The following is a 12,026-nucleotide window of genomic DNA, read 5'->3' on the forward strand; positions in this document are numbered from 1 at the left end:
CGCCCAGAGCCCCCACCGAGTGACCGGCCATGCTTTCCATCAGGATCACGACGACGTTCTTGATCGGCAGGGTCTTGTCGGTCGGCGGCGTGTAGTCACGACGTACGGCGGCCATGTCGGCGTCCACCAGTTTCTCGTCGGGCAGCACCAGCATGTCACGTACGACTTGCCGGGCTTGCTCTTGAGGCAGGGTGGCCTTCCAGATGTTGTCGCGATCTTCGGACATCCGGCTCTTCGCTGCGGCAACCAACTGCAGGGTGCCGTTGAGGCCCAACTGGTTGGCGAAGTTCGAATTGGTGGTGTAGACGTCACCCCAACGCAGCGGCGGGCCCTGACGCAGGGTGCCACGGGCGGCGACCACGCAAACCAGCAGGCACACCACGAATACCGCGATACGTGCGTACCACGGCGCAACCTGGCGCGTGCCGATACTGCCGCCACTGAACGGGCCACGAGGGCGGGTTGCACGATCGGCGCCCATGAATGCCAGGCTCAGGATCCAGGTGCCCACGGCCCATGCCAACAGGTAACGGACCACCGGAAAACCGTACCAGAGCATGCTCATCACGGTTTTCGGATCCTCCTTGACGTACTGGAAGACCAGGCCGTTGAGGCGCTGGTGGAACTCACGATAGAAGTCCATCTCCATCAGGCCCAGGAACAACGCAATGCTGGAGACAATCGTCAGCCAGAAACGGAACAGCCCACGCGCCGCCATGGCCCGGACGCTGAACATTGCCAGCAGCAACGGAATGCTGAGATAGACCACCAGACGCAGGTCGAAACGCAGACCGTTGGCGAATGCCTCGAGGAAGGTCGAGGCCGGTGTGTCGAGGATCATCGAGCGGTTGTAAACCAGCAGCGCGACGCGCAGCAGGCTGAACATGACCATCATGACCAGGGCACACAACAGCGTGTAGGCCAGATGCGATTTGACGGTCGGTTGCAGCAGGCGACTAGAAGCTCGCTGCTGATTCAGGGCGTCCGGGATTGCCATGTCGTTTTAGGACCCATTGGAAGTTGAAGTTTCAAAAATACAGCTGCGCCTTGCCCTCTTTTCGGCCCGTACCAGGCCCGGGGGTTTGCGCGGTGCGCAAATGTTGCACGATCAACGGCAGCATTGCCATTGATAACTACCCTCATTCCGACTGTTTCATCCTGCATTCAGGAATACGCAGCGTGCTGTGCAAGAACCGGCGAATTGTCTTGGAGACTGGGTGAAAATTTCGTGCAACGCATATTCGGAAACAAATTAAAGCACCCGCCCCCGTCAAAAACGCAAACGCCCCGAACCGGTCGGGGCGCTACGAAGTCACCTTGAAAGAACGACAGCGTTACTTCTCGGCGCGTTCCTTGAGGGCTTTCAAGGTATTGAACGGGGCATCCACCACAAACTTGTTGGCCACCATCGACGGCACGCTGCCGCCCGGCTCGGTGTGCACCTGATAGGTCACTTCGACCTGGTCGCCCTTGGGCACGAACTTCCAGAAACCGTCGACCTTGGCGACCCGGACGAAGCCTTTTTCTTCAGGAATGTATTTTGGTACGCCTTCGAGCTTGCGGGTCAGGCTGCCATCAGCGCCTTCGATGGTGGTGACGTGCAGCACCGAATCACGCGCAGTAACCGGCCACGGGGTGTTGAACTGAGTGTAGGTCCAGCTCTGGTCACCTTCGTGCTTGAGCAGCTTCTGGGTTTTGCATTCGTGAATCCAGGCGCAGGCTCCGGACACGTCTTCCTGCAACGCGCGCAGCTTGGCTATGGTGGTTTTCATCAGCGTGACGCCCTGGTAGGCCTTGTAGTCGGAGCCGGCCACTTCACTCAGGGAGATCTTGATGCCGTCTTCGTCTTTTTTGACTTTCCAGTCTTCGGCCTGGGCCGTCGAAGTAGCCAGCACAACCGTCAATCCACACAGCACAGCCATACGATGCAGCGAACCCATAGTCTTATTCCTTATTGTTGAAGTTCCGTTCGTTGGGCTTGCACCTCCGCTCACCTTCAGGTTTTTCGGAGGTGATCGCAGGTGCAAGCCCACACATCATGCCGCCGTCATTTGCTCCCACCAGCCAATCAACCGGATCGCTTCTTCGCTGCTGCTTCCGCACACCTCAGGGTCGGCCTCGAAGGCAGAACACACCGCCGGCCGTTCCGGCTGGCCGAAAATATTGCACAGGTTATCGGAGGAAAGTTGCAGGCAACGCTCCCCTGCGGCTTTGCCGTTGGGCATACCGGGAATCGGTGAACTGATGGAAGGGGCAATGCAACAAGCGCCACAGCCCTCACGGCATTTCATGACGACAAGCTCCTCGCGACGAGCAATGTATAAAAGGACGGGGCACAGAGTACTCGCTTAAACAGTTGTTTTAAATTACCTGCCAGCGGGTTTTTCCATGTAAACGAGCATGACCGACCAGTCGCCGACAAAGCGTCTGGTCTGCGGTTCGCGGATCCTGGTGAGGTTACTGCTTGAACTCGAAGTCCAGTGCCGCGCCTTCGACATCGCGGCGCTCTTCCTTTCGCAGTTGCAGCTGCATTTCATTGCTGAGCAGGCGCCCGTTGAGCTGGAACGGGCTGCTGTCGCTTTTGTCACCGAACATCTGGGGCAACAATGGTTCGCGCCTGGACAACGGCACCGTTCCGACCGGCTTCAACTCCTGAACCATATCCTTGGGCAGGCTCAGGTCCAAATTGGCGGATGGAAGCTCGGTCTTGACCACTTCGCTGGCCGGTTTCGATTTGGAGGCAATGGGCGGGCGCTTTTTCACGGGCGTCGCCGGTTTCTCGGCCGGCGAGGCTTTTTTCACAGGTTCGGGTTTTATCGGTGCGACGTGGAAACTGCCGGTGGCCTCCTGATCCTGCTCGGTTGCTGCTACGACGAATGCCGGCTGAACACTCGCAAACAGGCAGAGCAAAAGCCAGGCGGCAGGAAAGGTCGGTTTCATGTATCCCACGGTGGGTGCAAACGGCAGAGGTGCATATGCTCGCCTGTTGCAGCCCACAAGACAAGCACCGTAGCAGCCTGTTACAAACCGCCCGCCATCTCCTGGCAGAGCTGGGTGGCCAGCATGCCCAAGGTCATCAACGCGCGCTCGGCTTCACGATTCCACGGGATGCCGCAATTGAGGCGAATGCAGTGATTGAACTGCTCGGTATTACTGAAGATCAGTCCCGGCGCAATACTGATGCCCTGCTGCAATGCCCGCACGTGCAACTCCTGGGTGTTGACCCGTCCCGGCAGACTGACCCACAGAATGAAGCCGCCGGTAGGCCGGGTCATCTGCGTGCCTTCCGGGAAATACTGCTGCACCGCCAGCTGGAAGGCACTGAGGTTCTTGCGGTATTCCTGACGGATGAAGCGCAAATGCCGGTCGTACCCACCATTTTCCAGGTACGCGGCAATGCCCATCTGGGTCACGCTGCACGCAGAATGCGTGCTGAAGGTCTGCAAGCGCTGGATTTCCTGCTGATACTTGCCGGCAATCATCCAGCCGATCCGCACGCCAGGCGACAGGGTTTTAGAGAAGCTCGAGCAATAGATCACTCGATCCAGCCGATCATAGGCCTTGAGGGACTTGGTACGCCCTTGCTCGAACATCAGCTCGCCGTAGATATCGTCTTCGACAATCTGGATATCGAAGTCCGACGCCAGGCGCAGCAATTGTTTCTGCCGCTCCTCCGGCATGGTGCCGCCCAATGGATTGCTTAGTCGCGTGGTCAGCACCAACGCCTTGATCGACCATTGGTTGGCCGCCAGTTGCAAGGCTTCCAGGCTCATGCCCGTGGCCGGATCGCTGGGGATTTCGATGACCTTGAGGCCCAACAGATCGGCCAGTTGCAGCAACCCGTAATAGGTCGGCGACTCAGCCGCAATCAGATCGCCCGGACGGGTCAGCACGCGCAAGGACATCTGCAGGGCATCGACGCAGCCGTGAGTAATCACCACTTCCGACGGATCGACCACCACACCGGCATCGCGCATGCGGATCGCCACCTGTCGGCGCAACGGCTCGAAACCGGGGCTGAACATGTAGCTGAAGGCCCGCGGGCTATGGAAACGGGTGACTTTGGCCAATTGCTGATGCAGTGCCCGCACCGGCAAATAATCGACACTCGGCACTGCAGCGCCCAGCGGGAAGACCCCTTCACGACGGGATTCGACCAGGACTTGTTGAATGATGCTACTGCGGGTGACCAGGCCGGGGCGCTCGACCCGGGCGATGTCCGGCGTCGGTGCGGTGAGTGCCGGCGTCTGGTGCACGTAGTACCCCGACTGCGGCCGGGCGCGGATCAACCCCTGATCCTCGAGATTGGCATACGCCTGCAACACCGTCGCATGGCTGACATTGAGCTGCGAGCTCATCTTGCGCACAGAAGGCACGCGCTCCCCCGGCTGATAGACCCCACGGCGGATGTCTTCGGCCAGTTGTTGAGCAATACGTTGATAGAGCAAAAGATTGGTCATGACGCAGCACTCGATTTCACGGGCATTTTATTCTTGTGTGAAACAATACCGGAACAGTTTAAAAGTGTACGGGGACAGTTGCCACAATAGTCGACCGTACAGTGCAGTGTCAGCAAAATCTGTACTGTTTTATGCGTTAATCGGCGCACCATAAAAAAACCCGACGCTGCATGGCAGGCCGGGTTGTAGGAGCTGTAGGAGCTGTCGAGTGAAACGAGGCTGCGATCTGTTGATCTTGCTCTTGATACTCAAGTGAACTCGAAAAGATCGCAGCCTCGTTTCACTCCGCAGCTCCTACAGGGTGCATAGCGTCACCCTGGAGCAGCTCCTACCGGGCAGCGCCGAGCTGGCCCTTTTCGTCGGAAAACACAATTTCCACCCGACGGTTCTGCGCTCGACCCCGTTCCGACGCATTCGCGTCCACGGGATACTCGTCACCATAACCCTCGACCTGAATACGCTTGTCGTCGATGCCCAGGTCCATCAACACGTCAGCCACCGATTGTGCGCGGTCGCGGGACAGCTTGAGGTTTTCCTGCTTGCCCCCGGTACTGTCCGTATAACCTTCGATCCGTACCACACGCTTGGGGTTGAGTTGCAGGAACTGCACGATCTTCAGCACCACACGGTTGGCCGAAGGTTTCAATTCCGCTTCGCCGGTGTCGAACAGCATGTCGCCCAATGTCATCACCAGGCCACGGTCGGTCTGGGTGGTCGTCAATGCCAGGATCTGCTCTTCGAGCCATTTGCCTTGCTGCTGCACGCTGAACAGTTTGGATTCACGCAGTGCCAGTTGCAGGCGCTGCCGCTCCAGTTCGAGTTTCGCCGCTTGCTCTTCGTTGAGCGCCTGATCGGTGTGTTCCCGGGCAATGGCACTATAGCGCTGGCTCAGATAGGCGTAATGCACCACGTCCGAACCGCTACCCCAATAGCTGGACAGGCGATCGGCACGGGCCAGGGACTCCCCCGCGCGAATCACGTCCTTGGGGGCGATTCGCAGCACATTGGAGTCTTCCTTGACCTTCTGAAAATCGGTTCCAGCCTGTTGCAATGCGGTCTCGCTGTGCTGGCTGGCGCAACCAGACAGGCTCGCGCAGCCTGCCAGGATCAAACCGCCGAGGGCTTTGCTCTTGAGGCTCATTCGGCATCTCCCAGTTGCTTTTGCAGGCGGGCGATGCGGGTGTTCAGCACGTTCAACTGCTCCTCGCTCTTGGCCTTCAACACCTTGGCTTCAGCCAGGCGCGCATCGAGTTCGGCCTGTTCGGCCCGCATCCGCGCATTCTTGAAGGATTGATCGGTCATGTTGCCCTTGGCGCGGTTGTACTTGTCTTCGGCCAGTTTCATTTCCGGCACATCGTCGGCGGTGGCGCCCACGGCCTCGGCCTGTTCGAGAGCCTGTTCGGTCAGGCGCATCTGTTCATTCGGCGCAGGATCGGTTGCACAACCCGCCAGGACCACAAAGGCCACGGCAGCGAAAAGAGGTCGAATACTCACTAAATATCCCTACTGTTTTGGGGCACTGACGGGTTGTTGCGAGGGTTGCTGCGGTTGTGAGCGTTGTGCCTTCCAACGCTCGATATTGCGCATCAGCACGGCTTCCGTCAGTCCGGACGCGGGCAATTCTGTCATCTTTTTGGCCAACTGTCCGCGCAACCACGGATCGTTGCAGGCCGAGTCATGGGAAATCGCCAGGTACAGGCCAGGCTTGTCGACCGGTTGCGAGCGAGTGACCAAATCACTGGCCATGCCCAGTGTCTGCGCGGTCGCCATGCCCGAGTAACGTCCTGCCAGCACAAACTCGACCTCGCCCAACAGCAATTTCTGAAAGGCCTGGGTCAGGTTGGACGTGTGCGTGAGGGTTAACTGCTGTCCGGCAAAAGTGCTGAATTGCGGAGTCAATCGAGCCTTTTCCGACACGGCACCGCTATGGCCGTGCAGATCTTGTGCTTCGTTATAGATCAGCGTCGAGTCCTTGCGCGTCCAGACCAGATAGTCGTTTTCCAACAAAGGTGGATGGATGTAATCCAGGGTTTCCAGCTCGCTGAGCGTCAACGTCGCGTCCGCCAGCATGTCCATGCGCCCGCTGCGCACTTCGTCCAGGGCCTGGGCGCGTTTGCCGGCATACAGCAGCTCGACCTTGAGCCCCAACTCCCCCGCCACTTGCTGCAGCAAATCGGCACTGGCACCGATCAGGCGTTCGGGATTCTGCGGGTCTTGCCACAGATACGGTGGCGCGTCCGGGCTGCCGGTCACCACCAGGCGCTCGCATTTGCCTGCGGCGAAAGACAGCGCCGGCAATAACGCCAATCCCAGTAAGCTCCACACAAGTCGCAGATCCATGGCAATTCACTCCACTCAAACCCGGTTATGCCCCCCTGTAGGAGCGAGCTTGCTCGCGATGGTTTCAAATGCACCGCTTGTATCCAGGATCCCCGCGTCATCGTTGACGTCCATCGCGAGCAGGCTCGCTCCTACAGGGGACAAAGCCCAAAAAAAAAGCCCGACCAAAAGGCCGGGCTCTTTATAAGTGAAGCAGCCGGATTAGACCAGCTTCTCGAACTCAGGGATGGCTTCGAACAAGTCCGCCACCAGGCCGTAATCGGCCACCTGGAAGATCGGCGCTTCTTCGTCCTTGTTGATCGCAACGATCACTTTGGAGTCTTTCATGCCGGCCAGGTGCTGGATCGCGCCGGAGATACCGACGGCGATGTACAGCTGTGGCGCAACGATCTTGCCGGTCTGACCGACCTGCATGTCGTTGGGAACAAAACCTGCGTCGACCGCGGCGCGCGAAGCACCAACGGCAGCGCCCAGCTTGTCGGCCAGGGCGTACAGGTGTTTGAAGTTGTCACCGTTCTGCATGCCGCGCCCGCCCGAAACGACGATCTTGGCAGCGGTCAGTTCCGGACGATCGGACTTGGCCAGCTCTTCGCCAACGAAGCTGGAGATGCCAGCGTCATGAGCAGCAGCAACGGCTTCAACAGCAGCAGAACCGCCTTCAGCGGCAACCGGGTCGAAACCGGTGGCACGCACGGTGATCACTTTCACTGCAGCGTTCGACTGAACGGTAGCGATGGCGTTACCAGCGTAGATCGGACGCTTGAAGGTGTCGGCGCTTTCTACCGAGATGATCTCGGAGATCTGGTCAACGTCCAGGGCAGCGGCAACGCGCGGCAGGATGTTTTTACCGTTGGAAGTAGCGGCAGCCAGGATATGGCTGTAGCCCTTGCCCAACTCGGCTACCAGCGGAGCAACGTTTTCCGGCAGCTGGTGCGCGTAGGCAGCGTTATCGGCTACCAGCACTTTGCTCACACCAGCGATTTTCGCAGCGGCTTCAGCCACGGCGCCAACGCCCTGACCTGCAACCAGCACGTGGATGTCGCCACCGATTTTGGCGGCAGCAGCCACGGTGTTCAGCGTGGCCGGGGCCACTGCTTTGCCGTCGTGTTCAGCGATTACCAAGATAGTCATGATTAGATTACCTTCGCTTCGTTTTTCAGTTTCTCGACCAGTTCAGCCACCGACTTGACCTTGATACCCGCGCTGCGTGCAGCTGGCGCTTCGACTTTCAAGGTTGTGTTGGTGGAGGCGGTGGAAACGCCCAAAGCGTCCGGAGTCAGCACTTCGAGAGGCTTCTTCTTGGCTTTCATGATGTTTGGCAGAGACGCGTAGCGCGGCTCGTTCAAACGCAGGTCGGTGGTGACGATGGCCGGCAGTTTCAGGGAAACTGTCTGCGCGCCGCCGTCGACTTCGCGAGTCACGGCAACGCTGTCGCCGCTGATTTCGACTTTCGAAGCGAACGTGCCCTGACCGTAGCCGCTCAATGCAGCAAGCATCTGGCCAGTCTGGTTGTTGTCGCTGTCGATGGCTTGTTTACCAAGGATCACCAGCTGAGGCTGTTCCTTGTCGACAACGGCCTTCAGCAGCTTGGCAACGGCCAGGGAAGTCAGGTCTTCGGCGGACTCGACGAGGATGGCGCGGTCGGCACCCAGAGCCAGCGCGGTGCGCAGTTGCTCTTGAGCGGTGGACGGGCCGACGGAGACGACGACGATTTCAGTCGCAACACCTTTCTCTTTCAGGCGTACGGCTTCTTCCACGGCGATCTCGCAGAACGGGTTCATCGACATCTTGACGTTGGCAAGATCGACGCCGGAATTGTCCGCCTTGACGCGGACCTTGACGTTGTAATCCACAACGCGTTTGACAGCTACAAGAACCTTCATGGATTCCTCGTTACTCTCCGGTGAAAAGAAAGTCGCCTAGGCGAACCTGGCGGTTGATGCTCATCGGGCGCAAGGGCACCTCCAAAAACGCCGGCAAAGCTGTCAAGTGACCATCGCTCATGATCTGGATGACCGTCCGTCAGTGGTGACTGACGAGTCATTCAACATCGCGGCGTGTAAACTGCGCATCAGCCCCGCGCAGCGCATCACTCTCTACTGCCATCGCCCTGTCTTTAGAGGTGCTCTTGAAACCAACAGTCAGCCTACGGCGATCGCAAAACCGCCCGTATATTGACCGGAACGCCTATTCCGGTCAATACGCCAAAATGGCCGTTCATAAGGCGCGTGACTTTGATTTCTCTGGCTTTGAGCCAATTCAAACAAACGTTTGTATTGGACGCTGAGAGTGGTGTAGATATAATGCGCCACCCAAAGAGAAAGGTGGTCAATCGATTGTCCGCTCTCGGCGTTGCGCCGGGATTCATGGATGCGACACTGAACCTCCAAATTAGAAAAAAAACTGTTGAGCCTTGAGTAGGAGATAACCTGTGGAACGCGAATACATGGAATTCGACGTTGTCATCGTCGGTGCCGGCCCCGCGGGTCTTTCCGCCGCCTGCCGCTTGAAGCAGAAGGCCGCCGAAGCCGGTAAGGAAATCAGCGTCTGCGTGGTCGAAAAAGGCTCCGAAGTCGGTGCTCACATTCTGTCCGGTGCCGTGTTCGAACCACGGGCCCTGAACGAACTGTTCCCGGACTGGAAAGCACTCGGCGCGCCGCTGAACACCCCCGTCACCCGCGACGACATCTTCGTTCTGAAGAGCGCTGAGAGCGCGCAAAAAATTCCAGACTTCTTTGTGCCCAAGACCATGCACAACGAAGGCAACTACATCATCTCCCTGGGCAACCTGTGCCGCTGGCTGGCCCAGCAGGCCGAGAACCTGGGCGTGGAAATCTACCCGGGCTTCGCTGCTCAGGAAGCGCTGATCGACGAGAACGGCGTGGTGCGCGGGATCATCACCGGCGACCTGGGCGTCGACCGCGAAGGTAACCCGAAGGAAGGCCTGTACACCCCGGGCATGGAACTGCGCGGCAAGTACACGCTGTTCGCCGAAGGTTGCCGTGGCCACATCGGCAAGCAGCTGATCAAGCGTTTCAACCTGGACACTGACGCTGATGCCCAGCACTACGGCATCGGCCTGAAAGAAATCTGGGAAGTCGACCCGGCCAAACACCAGCCTGGCCTGGTGGTGCACACTGCCGGTTGGCCGATGGACATCATGGGCACCGAGAACACCGGTGGCTCATTCCTCTATCACCTGGAAAACAACCAGGTGGTCGTCGGTCTGATCGTCGACCTGTCCTACAGCAACACCTACCTGTCGCCGTTCGACGAGTTCCAGCGCCTCAAGCATCACCCGGTGCTCAAGCAGTACCTGGAAGGCGGCAAGCGCATCAGCTACGGCGCCCGCGCGATCAGCAAGGGCGGCCTGAACTCGCTGCCGAAAATGGTGTTCAAGGGCGGCGCGCTGATCGGTTGCGACCTCGGCACCCTGAACTTCGCCAAGATCAAAGGCAGCCACACCGCGATGAAATCCGGCATGCTCGCCGCTGAATCGGTGGCTGACGCGCTGTTCGCCGAGAAGGACGGCAGCGAAGAACTGACCACCTACGTCGACGCCTTCAAGAAGAGCTGGCTCTACGAAGAACTGTTCGCCAGTCGCAACTTCGGCCCGGCGATCCACAAGTTCGGCGCCATCGTCGGCGGTGGTTTCAACTGGCTCGACCAGAACATCTTCGGCGGCAAACTGCCGTTCACCCTGCACGACACCAAGCCGGATTACGCTTGCCTGAAGCTCGCGGCCGACTGCAAGAAGATCGACTACCCGAAACCCGACGGCAAAATCAGCTTCGACAAACTCAGCTCGGTGTTCATCTCCGGTACCAACCATGAAGAAGAGCAGCCGTGCCATCTCAAGCTCGCCGATCCGAGCATCCCGATCAGCAAGAACCTGCCGCTGTACGATGAGCCTGCCCAGCGTTACTGCCCGGCTGGCGTGTACGAAGTGATCACCAAGGAAGACGGCGAGAAGCGCTTCCAGATCAACGCCCAGAACTGCGTTCACTGCAAGACCTGTGACATCAAGGATCCTGCACAGAACATCACCTGGGTGACACCTGAAGGCGCCGGCGGCCCGACTTACCCGAACATGTAAGCCGAACCACGAACATCAAGGCTCCCGAAACGGGGGCCTTTTTGTTGCCTGCAGTTCAAGCCACACCACAAAACAAATGTGGGAGCGAGCCTGCTCGCGAAGGCGGCCTGACATCCAACATCTATGTTGACTGACACACCGCATTCGCGAGCAGGCTCGCTCCCACAGAGGATTGGCGGTGACTCAAGCGGCGCGTTCATCCCCAGGGCTACGCTCAAAGTAGCGCTTGTACTCGCGACTGAACTGCGACGTGCTCTGATACCCCACCCGATGCGCCACCTGCGCCACACCTAGCCCCTCGCCCAGCAACAACTGCTGCGCCCTGAGCAAACGCAATCGCTTCAGATACTGCACCGGCGACAACAAGGTGCTGCGCTTGAAATGCTCGTGAAAGGTCGACGCACTCATGTTCGCGCAACTGGCCAGGGTCTCGACGTTCAGCGGTTCGGCGAAATGCGCATGCAGATGACTGAGGGATGCCGCGATCCGGGCGAACTGCCCCTGCTGTTCAACCAGCGCCCGCAACACATCGGCTTGCGGACCGCGCAATGCGACGAACAGCAACTCGCGCAAGCGCGCTTGCCCCATGATCTGGCACTCCAGCGGATCGTGCAGGCAACGCAACAGTCGCTCGACACAACCACGCATCGCATCATCGAGCACTGCCGAGGTCATGGACTCAGGTGTTTGCGCCGGAATATGCCGCCCCGGCGCCAAGCCCATTGCCAATACCAGCTCACCCAGCATCACCCGGTCGATCGCGACAGACACGCCCAGCATTGGCCCGCTCGGCGCGGCAAAGGTTTCACACTCGAACGGCACCGGCAGCGCCTGAATCAGGTAGTGCCCTGCGCCATATTCCAGAGTGCGCGGTCCCAGGTACGCCAGTTTGCTGCCCTGGGCGATGATCACCAGGCTCGGCTCATAGATCTGCGGCCCACGGGCCACGTCGCAACTGGCCCGCAGGACCTGCACGCCCGGTAACGCAGTCGGGACGAAACCGTTGCGAGTGGACAGCGGCTCGATCAGCGAAACCAGGGTGGCGTTGGCATCAAGATGACGGGTCAACTGCATGAAAAAAACTTCGAAAAAAAGGGATGAAAGCATCATCGCAGGTCTGATCGCCAATG

Annotated in this window: 12 protein-coding genes; 1 reads left to right on the forward strand and 11 read right to left on the reverse strand. The window is 59.0% G+C overall.

Features of this window, described 5'->3' with window-relative positions:
- The 10 genes from KGA83_RS17270 to KGA83_RS17315 all read right to left on the reverse strand — a co-directional run.
- A partial coding sequence (locus KGA83_RS17270) for an LTA synthase family protein (protein WP_411741911.1) occupies positions 1 to 997 on the reverse strand: 997 nt, incomplete at its 3' end.
- Positions 998 to 1,334: 337 nt separating this feature from the next.
- Positions 1,335 to 1,940 (reverse strand): START domain-containing protein, encoded by a 606-nt coding sequence (locus tag KGA83_RS17275; RefSeq protein ID WP_108215387.1) that lies wholly within the window; start codon positions 1,938 to 1,940, stop codon positions 1,335 to 1,337.
- Positions 1,941 to 2,036: 96 nt separating this feature from the next.
- On the reverse strand, positions 2,037 to 2,291 hold the full coding sequence (locus KGA83_RS17280; RefSeq protein WP_108215386.1) for a YkgJ family cysteine cluster protein: 255 nt from the start codon (positions 2,289 to 2,291) through the stop codon (positions 2,037 to 2,039).
- A 166-nt stretch (positions 2,292 to 2,457) separates the two neighbouring features.
- Entirely contained in the window at positions 2,458 to 2,940 is a 483-nt protein-coding gene (locus tag KGA83_RS17285) for a translation initiation factor 2 (RefSeq protein WP_223530308.1), read from the reverse strand.
- An 80-nt stretch (positions 2,941 to 3,020) separates the two neighbouring features.
- Positions 3,021 to 4,460, reverse strand: a complete 1,440-nt coding sequence (locus KGA83_RS17290; RefSeq protein WP_008050371.1) for a PLP-dependent aminotransferase family protein — start codon at positions 4,458 to 4,460, stop codon at positions 3,021 to 3,023.
- Positions 4,461 to 4,788: 328 nt separating this feature from the next.
- Entirely contained in the window at positions 4,789 to 5,601 is an 813-nt protein-coding gene (locus KGA83_RS17295; protein ID WP_108215384.1) for an OmpA family protein, read from the reverse strand.
- Positions 5,598 to 5,954, reverse strand: coding sequence for a DUF4398 domain-containing protein (locus KGA83_RS17300; protein WP_223530310.1), 357 nt, complete (start codon positions 5,952 to 5,954; stop codon positions 5,598 to 5,600). The genes KGA83_RS17295 and KGA83_RS17300 overlap by 4 nt, the downstream gene beginning before the upstream one ends.
- A 9-nt stretch (positions 5,955 to 5,963) precedes the next feature.
- Positions 5,964 to 6,800, reverse strand: a complete 837-nt coding sequence (locus KGA83_RS17305; RefSeq protein ID WP_223530312.1) for a substrate-binding periplasmic protein — start codon at positions 6,798 to 6,800, stop codon at positions 5,964 to 5,966.
- A 201-nt stretch (positions 6,801 to 7,001) separates the two neighbouring features.
- Entirely contained in the window at positions 7,002 to 7,931 is a 930-nt protein-coding gene (locus tag KGA83_RS17310) for an electron transfer flavoprotein subunit alpha/FixB family protein (RefSeq protein ID WP_108215381.1), read from the reverse strand.
- Between the two features lie 2 nt (positions 7,932 to 7,933).
- Positions 7,934 to 8,683, reverse strand: coding sequence for an electron transfer flavoprotein subunit beta/FixA family protein (locus tag KGA83_RS17315; RefSeq protein WP_108215380.1), 750 nt, complete (start codon positions 8,681 to 8,683; stop codon positions 7,934 to 7,936).
- 548 nt (positions 8,684 to 9,231) lie between these two features.
- Between KGA83_RS17315 and KGA83_RS17320 the strand changes: the two genes are divergently transcribed.
- A complete protein-coding gene (locus tag KGA83_RS17320; protein WP_223530314.1) occupies positions 9,232 to 10,896 on the forward strand; it encodes an electron transfer flavoprotein-ubiquinone oxidoreductase in 1,665 nt (554 codons plus the stop codon).
- 183 nt (positions 10,897 to 11,079) lie between these two features.
- Here KGA83_RS17320 and KGA83_RS17325 read toward each other — a convergent pair whose 3' ends face one another.
- On the reverse strand, positions 11,080 to 11,970 hold the full coding sequence (locus KGA83_RS17325) for an AraC family transcriptional regulator (RefSeq protein ID WP_108215480.1): 891 nt from the start codon (positions 11,968 to 11,970) through the stop codon (positions 11,080 to 11,082).
- Positions 11,971 to 12,026: the final 56 nt, after the last annotated feature.

This window comes from Pseudomonas sp. GL-R-19, from assembly GCF_019956375.1.
Classification (GTDB): domain Bacteria; phylum Pseudomonadota; class Gammaproteobacteria; order Pseudomonadales; family Pseudomonadaceae; genus Aquipseudomonas.